This window comes from Novosphingobium sp. 550D (assembly GCF_057401885.1).
Genome location: NZ_CM171613.1, coordinates 380,001 through 394,883 on the forward strand (window position 1 = coordinate 380,001; position 14,883 = coordinate 394,883).

The 14,883-nt window shown below is 62.8% G+C and carries 19 protein-coding genes (1 of these 19 cut by a window edge); 10 read left to right on the plus strand and 9 right to left on the minus strand.

Features of this window, described 5'->3' with window-relative positions; all coding sequences use genetic code 11:
* Together AC2S2E_RS01830 and AC2S2E_RS01835 are read left to right on the plus strand one after the other, a co-directional pair.
* Nucleotides 1-620, plus strand: partial view of a retroviral-like aspartic protease family protein gene (locus AC2S2E_RS01830; protein ID WP_486523510.1) — the 3' portion only. 304 nt of this gene lie to the left of the window's left edge; 620 of the gene's 924 nt are visible here — the last part of the coding sequence; its start codon lies beyond the left edge, outside the window; it ends in the stop codon at nucleotides 618-620.
* A 70-nt stretch (nucleotides 621-690) separates the two neighbouring features.
* Complete coding sequence (locus AC2S2E_RS01835; RefSeq protein WP_486523511.1) at nucleotides 691-2,532, plus strand: ABCB family ABC transporter ATP-binding protein/permease; 1,842 nt, start codon at nucleotides 691-693, stop codon at nucleotides 2,530-2,532.
* A 33-nt stretch (nucleotides 2,533-2,565) separates the two neighbouring features.
* Here AC2S2E_RS01835 and AC2S2E_RS01840 read toward each other — a convergent pair whose 3' ends face one another.
* Genes AC2S2E_RS01840 through AC2S2E_RS01855 form a run of 4 tightly spaced genes read right to left on the minus strand, consistent with a single transcriptional unit; the run spans nucleotide 2,566 to nucleotide 5,284 of the window.
* Nucleotides 2,566-2,772, minus strand: coding sequence for a DUF1737 domain-containing protein (locus AC2S2E_RS01840; protein WP_486523512.1), 207 nt, complete (start codon nucleotides 2,770-2,772; stop codon nucleotides 2,566-2,568).
* A gap of 52 nt (nucleotides 2,773-2,824) precedes the next feature.
* Nucleotides 2,825-4,141, minus strand: a complete 1,317-nt coding sequence (gene hslU / locus AC2S2E_RS01845) for an ATP-dependent protease ATPase subunit HslU (protein WP_476105962.1) — start codon at nucleotides 4,139-4,141, stop codon at nucleotides 2,825-2,827.
* A gap of 6 nt (nucleotides 4,142-4,147) precedes the next feature.
* Nucleotides 4,148-4,720 (minus strand): ATP-dependent protease subunit HslV, encoded by a 573-nt coding sequence (hslV, locus tag AC2S2E_RS01850; protein ID WP_476105963.1) that lies wholly within the window; start codon nucleotides 4,718-4,720, stop codon nucleotides 4,148-4,150.
* 54 nt (nucleotides 4,721-4,774) lie between these two features.
* The gene (locus AC2S2E_RS01855; RefSeq protein ID WP_476106128.1) at nucleotides 4,775-5,284 is read right to left on the minus strand and encodes an outer membrane protein assembly factor BamE; all 510 of its coding nucleotides are present in this window, start codon (nucleotides 5,282-5,284) and stop codon (nucleotides 4,775-4,777) included.
* 162 nt (nucleotides 5,285-5,446) lie between these two features.
* Between AC2S2E_RS01855 and AC2S2E_RS01860 the strand changes: the two genes are divergently transcribed.
* Both AC2S2E_RS01860 and AC2S2E_RS01865 read left to right on the plus strand, forming a co-directional pair.
* Nucleotides 5,447-6,028 (plus strand): ubiquinol-cytochrome C chaperone family protein, encoded by a 582-nt coding sequence (locus AC2S2E_RS01860; RefSeq protein ID WP_476105964.1) that lies wholly within the window; start codon nucleotides 5,447-5,449, stop codon nucleotides 6,026-6,028.
* Complete coding sequence (locus AC2S2E_RS01865; protein ID WP_476105965.1) at nucleotides 6,025-6,540, plus strand: YceD family protein; 516 nt, start codon at nucleotides 6,025-6,027, stop codon at nucleotides 6,538-6,540. Before AC2S2E_RS01860 ends, AC2S2E_RS01865 begins: the two co-directional genes overlap by 4 nt.
* A 46-nt stretch (nucleotides 6,541-6,586) precedes the next feature.
* On the opposite strand, the gene ssb is transcribed toward AC2S2E_RS01865, so the two are convergent.
* The 5 genes from ssb to AC2S2E_RS01890 form a co-directional block, all read right to left on the minus strand.
* Complete coding sequence (ssb, locus tag AC2S2E_RS01870; protein WP_476105966.1) at nucleotides 6,587-7,174, minus strand: single-stranded DNA-binding protein; 588 nt, start codon at nucleotides 7,172-7,174, stop codon at nucleotides 6,587-6,589.
* Between the two features lie 15 nt (nucleotides 7,175-7,189).
* The gene (gene feoB, locus AC2S2E_RS01875; protein ID WP_486523513.1) at nucleotides 7,190-9,034 is read right to left on the minus strand and encodes a ferrous iron transporter B; all 1,845 of its coding nucleotides are present in this window, start codon (nucleotides 9,032-9,034) and stop codon (nucleotides 7,190-7,192) included.
* Entirely contained in the window at nucleotides 9,031-9,282 is a 252-nt protein-coding gene (locus AC2S2E_RS01880; protein WP_476106130.1) for a FeoA family protein, read from the minus strand. Before AC2S2E_RS01880 ends, feoB begins: the two co-directional genes overlap by 4 nt.
* Before the next feature lie 129 nt (nucleotides 9,283-9,411).
* Nucleotides 9,412-10,077 carry a COQ9 family protein gene (locus AC2S2E_RS01885; protein WP_476105968.1) on the minus strand — a complete coding sequence of 222 codons (666 nt, stop codon included), beginning with the start codon at nucleotides 10,075-10,077 and terminating at the stop codon, nucleotides 9,412-9,414.
* An 11-nt stretch (nucleotides 10,078-10,088) separates the two neighbouring features.
* Entirely contained in the window at nucleotides 10,089-10,706 is a 618-nt protein-coding gene (locus AC2S2E_RS01890) for an ankyrin repeat domain-containing protein (RefSeq protein WP_486523514.1), read from the minus strand.
* A gap of 99 nt (nucleotides 10,707-10,805) precedes the next feature.
* Between AC2S2E_RS01890 and AC2S2E_RS01895 the strand changes: the two genes are divergently transcribed.
* Genes AC2S2E_RS01895 through AC2S2E_RS01920 form a run of 6 tightly spaced genes read left to right on the plus strand, consistent with a single transcriptional unit; the run spans nucleotide 10,806 to nucleotide 14,692 of the window.
* Nucleotides 10,806-11,402 (plus strand): SCO family protein, encoded by a 597-nt coding sequence (locus AC2S2E_RS01895; protein WP_486523515.1) that lies wholly within the window; start codon nucleotides 10,806-10,808, stop codon nucleotides 11,400-11,402.
* Nucleotides 11,390-11,863 carry a YcgN family cysteine cluster protein gene (locus AC2S2E_RS01900; protein WP_486523516.1) on the plus strand — a complete coding sequence of 158 codons (474 nt, stop codon included), beginning with the start codon at nucleotides 11,390-11,392 and terminating at the stop codon, nucleotides 11,861-11,863. The genes AC2S2E_RS01895 and AC2S2E_RS01900 overlap by 13 nt, the downstream gene beginning before the upstream one ends.
* Nucleotides 11,863-12,594, plus strand: coding sequence for a M48 family metallopeptidase (locus tag AC2S2E_RS01905; RefSeq protein ID WP_486523518.1), 732 nt, complete (start codon nucleotides 11,863-11,865; stop codon nucleotides 12,592-12,594). The genes AC2S2E_RS01900 and AC2S2E_RS01905 overlap by 1 nt, the downstream gene beginning before the upstream one ends.
* Before the next feature lie 27 nt (nucleotides 12,595-12,621).
* Nucleotides 12,622-13,113 (plus strand): hypothetical protein, encoded by a 492-nt coding sequence (locus tag AC2S2E_RS01910; protein WP_486523519.1) that lies wholly within the window; start codon nucleotides 12,622-12,624, stop codon nucleotides 13,111-13,113.
* The gene (gene ribD / locus AC2S2E_RS01915; RefSeq protein WP_486523520.1) at nucleotides 13,113-14,102 is read left to right on the plus strand and encodes a bifunctional diaminohydroxyphosphoribosylaminopyrimidine deaminase/5-amino-6-(5-phosphoribosylamino)uracil reductase RibD; all 990 of its coding nucleotides are present in this window, start codon (nucleotides 13,113-13,115) and stop codon (nucleotides 14,100-14,102) included. Before AC2S2E_RS01910 ends, ribD begins: the two co-directional genes overlap by 1 nt.
* Nucleotides 14,075-14,692, plus strand: a complete 618-nt coding sequence (locus AC2S2E_RS01920; protein ID WP_486523521.1) for a riboflavin synthase — start codon at nucleotides 14,075-14,077, stop codon at nucleotides 14,690-14,692. The genes ribD and AC2S2E_RS01920 overlap by 28 nt, the downstream gene beginning before the upstream one ends.
* The last annotated feature ends 191 nt before the right edge of the window (nucleotides 14,693-14,883 follow it).

Below are 14,883 nucleotides of genomic sequence, written 5' to 3' on the forward strand. Positions count from 1 at the left end.
TCGTCAATGTCGACCGCCTGAAACTGGGCCGACGCAGTTGGGAGGGCAAGCAACTGCCCGTCCTGCTGGCCGATGATGTGGGCGCCGATGGCATCATCGGTCTCGACGGTTTGCAGGGGCAACGCGTTCTGATCGACTTTCGCCGCAACGAGGTTACGCTGGTCGACAGGATCAGCAAAAATCCCGAGGCCGACGGATTTGAAATCGTGGTCGAGGCGAAAAAGCATCATGGCGAACTGGTGATGACCAATGCCATGATCGATGGTGTGCGGGTTGATGTGGTGATCGACACCGGATCAGACATCAGCGTGGGCAACCGCGCCTTGCAACGCGCCTTGGGCCTTCGCATCCATGACCGCACCGAATTGCAAAGCGTGACCGGCCAAAGCATCACCGCCGACATTGCCACGGCCCAGCATTTCGCCATCGACGGTTTCAAGGTCACCGGCATGCCGATTGCCTTTACCGATTCGCCCACATTCAGCCTTCTGGGACTGGACCGGCGACCGGCGATCCTGTTGGGCATGCCCACCTTGCGCCTGTTCGACCGGGTGGCCATCGATTTTGTCAGCAAGCGCGTGTTGTTCGACATGCCATCGGCCATCGCCATGGGATCTTAGAGCCACGTGCATAGACCTTATGTGGGGACGAGGATTGGCGTTTGCCCTCTTCATCCCTACATAGGCGGCAATGCCTCCTGATCATTCCACCTCGACCGCCCCTGCCGACAAGACGCCGCGCCATGATGGCTGGCAAACCTTGCGCCGCTTCCTGCCCTATCTGTGGCCCAGCGACCGGCGCGACCTGCGCATGCGGATTGTCGCGGCGGTGGTCTTTATTCTGGCCTCGACCGCCACACAGATGGCGCTGCCCTATTTCCTGAAATGGGCGATCGACGCGATGAATGTCACCGGCCCGCGTGTGATGACCGGGGCGATGCTGTTTGTGGTGGCCTATGCGGCGGGGCGGTTTGCGGGCGTGGCCTTTGACAACCTGCGCAACATCGTCTTCGAACGCGTGGGACAGGAAGCCACCCGCGCTCTGGCCGAGAACGTCTTTTCGCGGCTGCATCAACTTTCGCTGCGCTTTCATCTGGCCCGCCGCACGGGCGAGGTGACCAAGACAATCGAGCGCGGCACCAAGAGCATCGACACGATGCTCTATTTCATGCTGTTCAACATTGCGCCCACGGTGCTGCAATTGCTCATCGTGGCGGTGATCTTTCAGATCAATTTTGGCTGGGGTCTTGTGGCGGCCACCGCGCTCAGCATCGCGGCCTATATCTATGTCACGCGCAAGATCACCGAATGGCGCACGCATTTGCGCGAAAAGATGAACCGCCTCGATGGACAGGCTTTGGCCCGCGCGGTCGATTCGCTGCTGAACTATGAGACGGTCAAATATTTCGCCGCCGAAAAGCGCGAGGAGGCCCGCTATTCCTCCGCCACCCGTGCCTATGCCGAGGCCGCCACGCGCAGTGAAAACAGCCTTGGCATGCTGAACATCGCGCAAGGGTTGGTGGTCAACCTGCTGATGGCGGGGGCCACGGCCTACACGGTCTGGGGCTGGACCAAGGGGGAGTATACGTCGGGGCAACTGGTCTTTGTCCAGACCTATCTGACGCAATTGTTCCGCCCGCTCGACATGCTGGGCATGGTCTATCGCACGATCCGGCAAGGGTTGATCGACATGGCCGACATGTTCCGCCTGCTCGACACACAACAAGAGGTGCAGGACAAGCCCGGCGCCCCCGCGCTGGTGGTGTGTCAGCCTTCGGTGGTGTTTGACAATGTGGTCTTTGGCTATGACCGCGACCGCACGATCCTGCGCGGCCTGTCGTTTGAAGTGCCCGCAGGCCATCATGTCGCGCTGGTCGGCCCGTCGGGCGCGGGCAAGAGCACGATTGGCCGCCTGCTGTTTCGTTTCTACGATCCGTGGTCGGGCCGCATCCTGATCGATGGTCAGGACATTTCGGAAATCTCGCAAACCTCGCTGCGCGCGGCGCTGGGCATCGTGCCGCAGGATTCGGTGCTGTTCAACGATACGATCGGTTACAACATCGGTTACGGCCACCCCACCGGCCATGCGACCTCGGCCGATATTGAGGGCGCGGCGCGGGCAGCGGCGCTGATGGGGCTGATCGACCGCCTGCCCTCCGGTTTCGATACCGAAGTGGGCGAGCGAGGGCTGAAACTGTCGGGCGGCGAAAAGCAGCGCGTGGCGATTGCGCGCACCTTGGTGAAGAACCCGCCGATCCTGCTGCTCGACGAAGCCACCAGCGCGCTCGACACGCGGACAGAACAGGACATTCTGGCCACGCTCCACGCCTTGTCGGAAAACCGCACCAGCCTTTCAATTGCCCACCGCCTGTCCACCATCGTCGATTCCGACAGTATTCTGGTGCTTCAGGACGGGCGATTGGTCGAACAGGGCAACCATGCGCATCTGCTGCGAATGGACGGACTTTACGCCGAAATGTGGGCCAGACAGGCTAATGAAACCAGCGAAGCGGTCGCCAACGCTGCCGAATAGGGAAAGGGCCGGATCAACCGGCCCTTTTTCGTATCAGATGTCCACCTCGTGCCAGACCACCGCCTGCCCTACTTTCACGCAGGCATTTTCCGCGTCATAGGTCATCGTGGGCGAACCATAGAGCCGCCACCCCTGCGTCAGCGCCTCGGACACGCGTTCGCAAAAGGCGCGATCATCCTTGCCGGTCAGCAGGCGATAGATCGGGCGGTCATCGGGGGTTTGATAAGTTTTTTCGGTCATGGGCCGGTGATCCTGCAAAAATCGGGGCAGCGCAAGCGCCGCCCCTCATGCATCAAAGGATGAACTTCGACAGATCCGTGTCGCGCGCCAGCGTGTTGAGCCGCGCCTCGACATAGGCCTCATCAATAGTGATCGTCTCGCCGCGACGATCCTCGGCCTCGAACGAGAGTTCCTCCAGCAAACGCTCCATCACGGTTTGCAGGCGGCGGGCGCCGATATTCTCGACATTCTCATTCACCTGCGCTGCGGTGCGGGCAATGGCGCGCACGGCCTCGGGGGTGAATTCGACCGTCACATCCTCGGTGCCCAACAAGGCGCGATATTGTTCGACCAGATTGGCGCGGGTTTCGGCCAGAATGCGCACGAAATCCTCTTCGGACAGCGCCTTCAACTCCACCCGGATCGGCAAACGGCCCTGAAGTTCGGGCAGCATGTCGCTGGGCTTGGCCACATGGAACGCGCCGCTGGCAATGAACAGGACGTGGTCGGTCTTCATCGGGCCATATTTGGTGGCAATCGTCGTGCCTTCGATCAAGGGCAACAGGTCACGCTGCACACCCTCACGCGAAACCGAGCCACCGCGCACATCCGACACGGCGATCTTGTCGATCTCGTCAATGAACACGATGCCGTTGGCCTCAGCATTGGCCAAAGCGACACGGGCCACATCGTCCTGATCCATCCGCTTTTCGGATTCTTCATCCACCAAACGGTCCCACGCATCGGCCACGCGCATCTTGCGGCGCTTCAACGGCTTGCCGCCCATCGCCTTGCCCAGCATATCGGACAGGTTGATCATGCCGATGCCGCCGCCCATGCCGGGGATCTCCATCGAGGTCGAGGATGGCGTATCCTCCACCTCGATCTCGACCTCTACCTCGTTCATCGCGCCTTCGTTCAAGCGCTGGCGGAAACTTTCGCGGGTGGCCTCGCTGGCGCCATCGCCGACCAAAGCTTTGAGCAAGCGGTCCATTGCCGCCTTGCTGGCCGCATCGCGCACGGCCTCGCGGCGGCGCGCCTTTTCCAGACGGATCGCTTCTTCGGCCAGATCGCGGCCGATCTGTTCGACATCGCGCCCGACATAGCCGACCTCGGTGAACTTGGTCGCCTCGACCTTTACAAAGGGCGCGTCGGCCAGCTTGGCCAGACGGCGGCTGATCTCGGTCTTGCCACAACCCGTCGGCCCGATCATCAGGATGTTCTTGGGGCTCACCTCATCGCGCAGATCCGCCGAGAGATGCTGGCGCCGCCAACGGTTGCGCAGTGCCACGGCCACGGCGCGCTTGGCGTCCTGCTGGCCAATGATATGTTCGTCCAATGCGCGGACGATCGCCTTGGGGGTCAGATTGTCATGAGTTTTGTCATTCATGGGGGGTCAACCAATCGTCTCGACCGTCACGCGGTCGTTCGTGAAGACGCAGATTTCCGCCGCCACAGCCATCGCGCGGCGGGCAATCTTTTCGGCGTCTTCTTCATAATCGGAAACGGCACGTGCAGCGGCCAGCGCATAATTGCCGCCCGAACCAATGGCCGTCACAATACCGCTATCGCTCGCTTCGGGCTCCAGCACATCGCCATTGCCCGTCAGCACCAGCATGGTTTCGGCATCGGCCACGATCATCAACGCTTCAAGATTGCGCAGATATTTGTCGGTGCGCCAATCCTTGGCCAATTCCACCGCCGCGCGCAGCAATTGCCCGCGATGGGTTTCCAGCTTGCGCTCCAACCGTTCAAACAGGGTAAAGGCGTCTGCAGTGGCACCTGCGAAACCGGCAATGACCTTGCCGTCTCCGATGCGGCGCACCTTGCGCGCATTGGGCTTCATCACCGTGTTGCCCATCGACACCTGTCCATCGCCGGCGATGACGGTCTTGCCGCCCTTCTTTACGCCAACGATGGTTGTGCCATGCCACTGGATCAGCCCGTGGCCAGCTTTGCTGCTATCCATGGATAGGCATATGGGAGCGGCCCGGAAATTGTCCAGACCGCGCCGGATGAAAGATCAGCTGCCGTTGGGACCGGGGCGACCGCCGGTGCCGCCCGCACCGCCGCCCATACCGCCCGCGCCCACCGTACCGATGTTGCCAAACAGATCTTCAAAGAAGGTCCGCTTGCGGCCCAGCGTCGGGGTCAGATCCTTGTCAGGATTGAACCGGGCGACCTTTTCCATACCCGCACGATCCACGCCCAGCACATTGCCCTTGGCATCGAAACGCACGCGCAGGATCGTCTGCGCGGTCGGTTGCGGGCGACGGAAGGCCAGCTGCCTGGTGTCGGTGGCGATATAGTACCAGTCCTGATCGCCATACTGGCTGGACAGGGTCGGACGGCCCAGCGTGCGCTCGACCGATGTTTTGTTGTCCACGCCCGGCAAGACCGAATCCACCAATGCCGCGTCAACAAAGAACCCGCGATGGTCACGCACCGTGGTACAGCCGCCAAGGCCCATAGCCGCCAGCGCCACAGGCGCCAAAACGCCAATCTTCGCCAGCTTGCCCGAAACTGCCCGCATCACGCTACTGCTCCATCTATGGCCGGCGCCGCGCGGCGGAATTATCCGCCAATCCGCATTGCCAAAGCCTCAAGTCCATGCTTACCGAAAAACGCCTTACGGCTCCTTGACGCGCTGCGCAACTCTCGTTGCCATGCGCGCTTGGGGGCGGGCAATTGAATAATGGCTGAACAACAAAAGGAGCGGCCGACAGGCGCCATGTCCAGTGCAGCAGAACCCAAGCCCTCGCTGATTTCCCGCATCTTTGGGGGCAAATCCGATGACCATGCGGCGGTGCGCCCGCTCTGGCATGAAATCGTCACCTTTGCCCGGTCAAAACAGTGGTACGCCCCCGATGGCAAGCCGGGCATTGCCGACACGCTGGCGGGGCGATTCGATGCGATCACGCTGGTCCTCTCGCTGGTCCTGTTGCGGATGGAGGGGCCGGAGGAAATGCGGCTGCCTTCGGTGCGGCTTACCGAATTGTTCGTAACGGACATGGATGGGCAATTGCGCGAATCGGGCGTGGGCGATCTGGTGGTCGGCAAACATATCGGTCGGTTGATGAGCGTGCTGGGCGGCCGCCTTGGCGCCTATCGCGCGGCGCTGGCGGGGCAGGAAGATCTGGGCGCGGTGCTGGAGCGCAACCTGACCTTGGCGCCGGGGGCCGATCTGGCGGCGCTGGCCGACCGGGCGCGGGGGCTGGCCGATTATCTGGCCGCTCTTGACGACAAGGCCATTCTGGAAGGAAAGATCGGCCAATGAGCAACACGCCCGAATTCAGCCGGATCATCGATATCCGCCATCTTGAAGACAAGCCCATCGAACTGATCGCCACGCCCGAGGAATGCAAGGCGCTGGCCAAACGTTTCGGACTGGTGCGGATCAACAAGCTGACCGCAACCCTGACCATTACCCGCGATGGCGCGATGATCCGCGCCAATGGCCCGCTGGTTTCCGATCTGGTGCAAAGCTGCGCGATTTCGGCCGAGGATCTGCCGCAAAAGATCCGCGAAAAGCTAGCCCTGCGCTTCGTTCCCGATGCGGGCGAGGAGATCAAGCCGGACGAGGAAATCGAGCTGTCCGAAGATGATTGCGACGACATTCCCTATGAGGGGGAACGTTTCGATCTGGGTGAGGCGGTGGCACAGTCGCTCGCACTGTCCATCGACCCCTTTGCCGAAGGGCCGGAGGCCGCCAAAGTGCGCGCCGCCGGTATTTTGGGACAGGAAAACAACAGCCCCTTTGCGGCGCTGGAGGCCCTGAAGAAGAAATAAAAAGGGGGCCGATTGGCCCCCTTCGCTTTTGATGCGGTCCGGCTGATCAGAACGGGATGTCGTCGTCCAGATCGTCGCCAAAACCACCGCCCGACGACGAACCGCCGCCAAAGCCGCCGCTCGAACCGCCAGACGTACGGCCCCAATCGCCGCCACCCGAGCCGCCGCCCGGCGCCCCGCCCGAACGCGCGCCGCCGCCATAGGAACCGCCCGACGAAGCGCCACCGCCCCAGTCACCGCCGCCCGAACGGCCGCCACCGCCGCCGCCCTGGCCGCCACCGGGCGCACCGTCCAGCATGGTCAGCACGCCGCCAACCCCGCCCACGCTGATTTCGGTGGTGTACCGGTCATTGCCGCTTTGGTCCTGCCACTTGCGGGTGCGCAACTGACCTTCGATGTAAACCTTCGAACCCTTGCGCAGGAAACGTTCGGCAACGCCCACCAGACCGTCCGATTGCAGCACGACGCTGTGCCATTCGGTGCGTTCCTTGCGCTCGCCCGTGGCACGGTCTTTCCAGCTTTCGCTGGTCGCGATGCGCAGATTGGCGATGCGCCCGCCGCTCTGGAACGACTTGACCTCTGGATCGGCCCCCAGATTCCCGACCAGAATGACCTTGTTGACGCTGCCTGCCATGAAACCCTCTTAAGCCTAGAACCCTAGCGCGATCGCGCTCCAATAGGTGATGCCCGCAAAGACATAGGCAAGCGCGAAGAGATAGGCCAGCATGAAGGCAGGCCATTTCCACCCATTTGTTTCACGCCGCGTGACAGCGATGGTGGAAATGCACTGAGGCGCGAAAACAAACCACGCCAGAAACGCCAGCGCGGTGGGCAGGCTCCAGTGCGTTTTGAGCTGATCGGACAATTGATGCGCGGTCGTATCCTCATCATCGGCCGCCACGGCATAGGTGGTGGCCAGCGAGGAAACCGCCACTTCACGCGCCATCATCGAAGGGATCAACGCCAGCGCGATGTCGCGGTTGAACCCGATGGGTTTCAACCCCACCGCCAGCCCATTGGCGATATGACCGGCAAAGGAGGCATCGACCTGATCCTGCCCCTTTTCCGCCTGTGGAAAGTTCAGCAGCAGCCAGAGGACGATGTTCACCTGAAGGATGATCGTGCCCGCCCGGCGCAGGAAGATCCAGCCACGCTGAAACAGGCCCAGCCCCAGATCGCGCAGCCCCGGCAGCTGATATTTGGGCATTTCCATGATAAAGCCGCTGGCCTTGCCCTTGGTCACCGACCCGCGCAGGATCAGAGCGACCACCATCGCACCCACAATGCCGAACACATAAAGGCCAAACAGCACCAGCCCCTGAAGGCCGACGAAGCCCACCGGACGATTGGGAATAAAGGCCGCAATAATCACCGCATAGACCGGCAGACGCGCCGAACAGGTCATCAAGGGCGCGATCAGGATCGTGGTCAGCCGGTCCTTGGGATCGGTGATCGACCGCGTCGCCATGATCCCCGGCACCGCACAGGCAAAGGAGGAAAGCAGCGGAATAAAGCTGCGCCCCGACAGGCCCACGCCCGCCATCATCCGGTCCATCAGGAATGCCGCGCGGGCCATATAGCCGGTGGCCTCAAGGACAAGGATGAAGAAGAACAGGATGATAATCTGAGGCAGAAACACCACCACCGCGCCCACACCCGCCATCACGCCATCGGTGATGAAGTCACGCAACAGGCCCGCGCCCATCTCGGCCTTGATGCCATCGGAGAGCAGACCGACAAAGCCTTCCAACCCGTCCTGAAGCGGCGCGGCCCATGCGAACACAGCCTGAAACACCACAAACAGCAGCGCGAGCAGGAACACCGGTCCCAACCACGGATGCAGCAGGACATCATCCATCCGCGAATGCAGGCGGTGCTTTGCGCTTTCCGAAATGATCACACCATCGGTGATGGCATGGGCCTCCATCCGGCGTTCGGCCAGATCAAGGCGCGCGCGCGGATGGGGTGCATCGCCCGCATGGCCCTCGGCCTTGGCAATCGCCTCGCCCAGTTCGGTCAGGCCCCGGCGGCGCACAGCCACAGTGGGGATCACCGGCACGCCCAGAGCATTGGACAAGGCCAGCGGATCGAGCACCAGCCCGTCACGTTCGGCCAGATCGATCATGTTGAGCGCGACCACAGTCGGCTTGCCCAGCGCGATCACTTCCTGCGCAAAGACCAGGTGCTGCTCCAGATTGCTGGCGTCCAGCACGATGACCAGCACGTCGGGGGCGGGTTCACCGGCAAATTCGCCAAGGATCACCTTGCGGGTGACTTCCTCATCCGGGCTGGTGGCGGTCAGGCCATAGGAGCCGGGAAGATCGGTCAATTCGATCGGTTCGCCATTGGGCAGGATCATGCGCCCCGCTCGCTTTTCCACGGTCACGCCGGGATAATTGGCGATTTTCTGGCGCGCGCCGGTCAAGGCGTTGAAAAGGGCGCTCTTGCCCGCATTGGGATTGCCGACCAGCGCGGCCTTGTGCCAGCGGGTCACAGCCCGTTCTCCACCAGCGACACCTGCATCGCGCGGGCATGGGCGCGGCGCAGCGCCACCGTCATGCGCCCGACACGCAGCGCCAGCGGATCAGCCCCGCCGAAAACGCCGCGATGCGACACCGACAATTTGGACCCGACGTCCAGCCCCAGCGCGCGCAATCGCAACGCCTCTTCTTCAACAAGAGTGGCCCAATCGACGGCCACAATGCGGGCACTTTGTCCAACGGGAAGCATGTCGAGCGTCATCACGGATTCTGGCATCGCGGTCATGATGCTGCGCTGCCAGAGTTCGGAGGGAATTGCAACTCACTCGCAATAACCCGATACGATTTATGATGCGGTTTGGTGATTGGGGAAACGCGCAGACGTTCCCGATCAAACCTTGGCCGGATAACGCAAGCGGCCCAGCAGGCGCACCGGGCTGAAATGCATCCCGTCCCGGCGCAGCAACTGACCCTTGATCTTTTCAAAACGCATCACCCCTTCGATGCGGCGATCGAGGAAGGCCAGCGTCTCGGCCTTGCCCTCGCTCTCGTCACTGGCAAAAACCGCCAGTGTCGCCGCATAGATGCCTGCCAGCGTGGCACGCTTGGTGTAATGATTGAAATCAACCGCCCGGTCGCCCGCAAGACGCCACATCGCATCCGCGCTTTGCCAGCCCAGACGCGCGGCCGCGGCCAGATTGCGCGGGCGCGCCATGATCGCCTGAGCACGGCGCAGACTTTCCTCCGCCCCGCCAAGGGCCGACAGGCGGAAACGCACAAGCCGCGAAATCCGCTCACGAATCGGCAGCTTGGCCAATTCGGCCGCCGGCAAGGCCTCGACCATGGCCAGATCGATCGAGGCGATCCAAGCCGAAATCATTGCCATCGCGCCCTCATTAAAGGCATAAAGGGCGACATCTTCCGACACGCCCTTTTCGGCCGCCGCGCTGCGCACGGCTTCATCGCCCCAACCATCGAACACCGCCGCCCGCGCCACCGCAGGCGCCAGCAGGACGCGCAATTCATCCAGCGAAAGATTTTCGGCCTCTTGCATCATACGCTCCTGATTCAGAACGACGGGCCATAGGCAGCGGCCTTGCCGCCGCTCTTCTTGGCGTTGTTGATTTCATCGACGATATTGTCGTTGCGCTCCAGCTTGGCATAATCGCGTGCGGTGCGGCCCGAACTGTCGGCGCGATCCGGGCTGGCCCCGGCCTTCAGCAAGACGCGCACCATGGCGATATCGCGGCGATGAACCGCCGAAATCAGCGGGGTTTCGCCGGTCGAATTGGGTTCATCCACCCGCGCCCCGCCCGTGATCAGCAATTCCATCCCTTCGACAAAGCCCAGATTGGCCGCCACAACCAACGGTGTCTGACCCTTGGAATCCCGAATGTTCGGGTCGGCGCCCTTGGCCAGAAGGAAGCTGATCCAGGTCGTATCCCGACGCGCCGTCACGATATGCAGCGCGGTTTCGCCCGTGGTGACATCGCGGGTGTTGATGATCGTCGTGCCCGGTTCGGCCAGAGCGTCGGTGACCTCCTGCCCTTCCTTTTTCTTCACGCTTTCGAGGAACTTATAGCTTTTCGAAAACTGGGCCTGCGCCGGGCCCGGCATGGCCACGCCCAAAGCCAGCGCCGCGATCAACGCAACACGCAGCCCGCGCAGATTTGTGCCAGAGATCACTTTACTTCCTCCATTGCCAAGCGCGCCCGCCCCAAACCCTCATGGGCGCATCATCACACCTTGCGCAAGGGGCTTTAGCAGAGCATGAACGCCCACGCCATGATCAAGCCTTTGCAAACAGCCCTGATTGCCCTGATGTCGGGTGCCCTGATACTGGCGGGATGCCAATCCGCGCCGTCGAAATCCGAACCGCCGCTGGCGGGCGCGGCCATCGGCGGCGCTTTCACATTGGTGGGCAAGGATGGCAAGAGCGTTCAATGGTCCGATTTCAAGGGTTTCTATCGGATCGTCTATTTCGGCTATACGTTCTGCCCCGATGCCTGCCCCACGGATGTCGCGGTGGCGATGCGCGGGCTGGACGCCTTTGCCAAGGCCCATCCCAAAGAGGCCGACCGCATCCGCCCGATCTTCATCTCCATCGACCCGGCGCGTGATACGCCCAAGGTCGTGGGCGAATTTGCCGCCGCCTTCTCGCCGCGCCTGATCGGTCTGACCGGCACAGCGGCGCAGGTGGATCAGGCTGCCAAAGCCTTTGCCGTCTATTATGCGCGGGGCAAGGAAACCTCGGGCGGCTATCTGATGGACCACAGCCGCATCGCCTATCTGATGGGGCCGAATGGCGAACCCATCTCGATGCTGCCCGTCGATAAAGGCCCGCAGGCCGTCGCAGAGGACCTTGCACAATGGGTGAAATGAGAGAGCAGTTCTGGGAACTCCCGCTCCACCGCCTGAGCAAGGCGGAATGGGAAGCCCTGTGCGACGGATGCGGCCAATGCTGTCTGCACAAGGTCGAGGATGAGGACAGCGGCGACATTTACATGACCAATGTCGCCTGCAAATTGCTTGACCTGCGCACGGGCCAATGTGCCGACTACAAAAACCGCCGCACCCATGTGCCCGATTGCATCCGCCTGACGCCCAAAAGCGTGCGGCAATTGTCATGGCTGCCCGAAACCTGCGCCTATCGCCGCCGGGCCGATGATCTGCCGCTGCCCGATTGGCACTATCTTCTGACCGGCGACCGCAACAGCGTCCATGCCGCCGGCGCCAGCGTCAAGGGCCGCGCGATCAGCGAGACGGTAGCTGGCCCCCTGCACCATCACATCATCTGGCCCGAAGGCATGGAAGCGATGGAGATCATCGAGGACGAAGAATAATGCTCGACTGGCTGCGCCGCAGTCAGAATGAGGAGGATGCTCCCTCGATCGAATTGAATGGCGTGCGCGTGCCCATCGCCATTCGCCGTCTGGCCCAATCGCGCCGGATGACCATGCGTCTTGCCCCCGACGGCAGCGAGGTGCGGATCGCCATCCCGCAATGGGCGCGGACGCAGGATGCGCTGGATTTCGCCAAATTGCGCGCCGACTGGCTGGCCCAGCAAATGGCCCGCCACGCGCCCAAGGTCGCGTTGGCGCCGGGCGGATTGATCCCATTTGCCGGGGTGCCGCACCGGATCGCGCATATCCCCGGCTCCACCCGGCGGGTCGTGTGTGAAGGCGGGGTCATTCACATGGGCGGCGCGCTCGATTCGCTGATCCCCCGCCTGACCCGCTGGATACAGGCGCAGGCGCGAGAGCATTTTACGCAGGATCTGGCCTTTTACTGCGCCCGCGCCGGGGTTCCGGTGCCTCCTCTGGCCCTGTCGGGCGCACAGGCGCGCTGGGGCAGTTGTTCGGCCCGCGGCACGGTGCGACTCAACTGGCGGTTGATGATGGCCCCTGATTCGGTGCGCCGCGCCGTAGTCGCCCATGAGGTCACGCATCTGGTCCATTTCAACCATTCACCCGCGTTTCACGCCCTGCTTGCCCAATTGTTTGAAGGCAGTATCGAGGAAACCAACCGCTGGCTCAAACGCCATGGGCGCTCACTCTATACGCCGCTTGGCTGATAGCGGCGCATTGGGCTGGCAAATGGCGTGATTCATCCCTATCTGCGGGGCGTGATGGTGTTCAAACGCAAGAATTCGATGTGGGCCGATGTGTCCCCGACGGGCGCGGTGTCCGATTTTGTCACGGTGTGGCGCTCGGCAGGCCGCAATCGGTGGCGCTTTGTGCTGGCCGCGCTGGTGGCCAGCGGGACGGTGCTTTCGCTCATCATCCGTGAAGAACATCGCGTGCCCCCGCGCATGCCCTCGATCACCTATATCAACAGCTGGCGCGCGGACCGCACCGACGAGGAGATCAAGGCCAGCAACCTTGAGTTCCAGAAGATCAAGGAACAGCGCCTGCGCGAGCAGGCCGAAGCGGAGGAAGAGACCAAAAAGCTCTATCGCACGCTGGGCCGGATTTCGGGCATGGACGTGGACAAGATCGAACGCGACGCCGCCGCCGAGCGCGCCGCCGAGGCCAAGGCTGCCGCGGCCGAGGCCGAACACACCAAGGCCGTGCAGGCCGCCGCCGCCAAATAATGGCCGATGCCGCCGATCTGCGCTGGCTGGCCGCCGCGGCAAGGCTGGCGGGGCGGGCGCGGCCTTTGTCCCGGCCCAATCCGGGCGTCGGGGCGATTGTGGTGCGCGATGGCGTGGTCCTTTCACGCGGCTGGACTCAGGCGGGCGGGCGTCCTCATGCCGAAGCGGTGGCGCTGGACCGCGTAGATGCGCGCGGGGCGACCATATATGTTAGCCTTGAGCCTTGCGCCCATGTGTCGGCGCGGGGTCCGGCCTGCGCCGATCTGGTGGCGGCATCGGGCGCGGCGCGGGTAGTGATCGGATGCGGTGACCCCGATCCGCGCACTGCCGGGGCCGGTATCGCCCGCATTCGCGCCGCCGGCATCGCGGTGGAACAGGTCGATTGCCCCGTCTCTCGCGCATCGCTGGCGGGCTATCTGGCGCAGCGGGTGAAGGGGCGGCCGCATGTCACACTCAAACTGGCCATGTCGCTCGATGGCTGTATCGCGCGCGCCGATGGTGAAAGCCAGTGGATCACCGAGGCCGAGGCCCGCGCCCATACCCATCTGATGCGTGCGCAGTCGGACGCGATTCTGGTGGGCGGCGGCACGTTGCGGGCCGACCATCCGCGCCTCGACGTGCGTCTGCCCGGATTGGAGGCGCAAAGCCCTCGTCGCTTCGTGCTGACGCATGGGTCGGTGCCCGAAGGCTGGACCGCCCTGCCCTCACCGGACGCCATCCATGATTTGCGCGATGAACTCTATCTCTTTGTCGAAGGCGGAGCGGCCACGGCGGCATCCTTCCTTCGCGCTGGCCTTGTCGATCGCCTGCTGATCTATCGCGCGCCGATCCTGATCGGCGGCGGGCGGCAGGGCGTCGGTGAATATGGCCTTTCCGCTCTGGCGCAGGCGCATGACCGCTGGCACAAGACCGATCAACGCCAGCTTGGCAAAGACACGCTGGAAATCTATGAGGCTTTCCCATGTTTACCGGCATTGTCACCGCTTTAGGCACCATCGCACAGGCTTCTGGACAGGACCACGTCCACGCCCGGATCACCGCCCCCTTTGACCCCGCTGGCGTCGCCATCGGCGCCTCGATTGCCTGTTCGGGCGTATGCCTGACGGTGGTGGACAAGGGCGGGGTCGCGGGCGATTCGTGGTTTGCCGTGGACATTTCGGGCGAAACCACCAGCCGCACCGTCGCAGGGCGATGGGCGGTGGGCACGACGCTCAACCTCGAACCAGCGCTCAAGCTGGGCGATGAATTGGGGGGGCATATCGTCACCGGCCATGTCGATGGCGTGGGAACGGTGGTCAGCGTGGGTTCAGTGGGCGACTCGATCCGCGTGATTATTGCCGCCCCCGCCGATCTGGCGCCCTATATCGCGGAAAAAGGCTCGATCACGGTCGATGGCATCTCGCTGACGGTGAACGACATCGCCGATCAGGCCGATGGCACCTGCCACTTTGCCCTCAACATCATCCCACACACCGCCAAGGTGACCACTGCGGGCCAGTGGGTTGAGGGCGCGCAGGTCAATCTGGAGATTGACGTTTTGGCGCGGTATTTGAAGCGGATGCAGGCGTTGAAGGGGTGAGTTTAGATGCGAGGGTAATAACCCTCGCGCTCCCGTTACTGTCTGCGTTGCGTGTGGGTTCGGCCAAGGCTGACCGACGCGACGTCGGATATTGAAAGTCTGCGGCGCCAACCAGCGCAAGTTCACCGCGCCGCAGGCTTTATACAAACGAAAAGAGCGCCCCGTCCGAAACGAGGCGCTCTTTCAATATC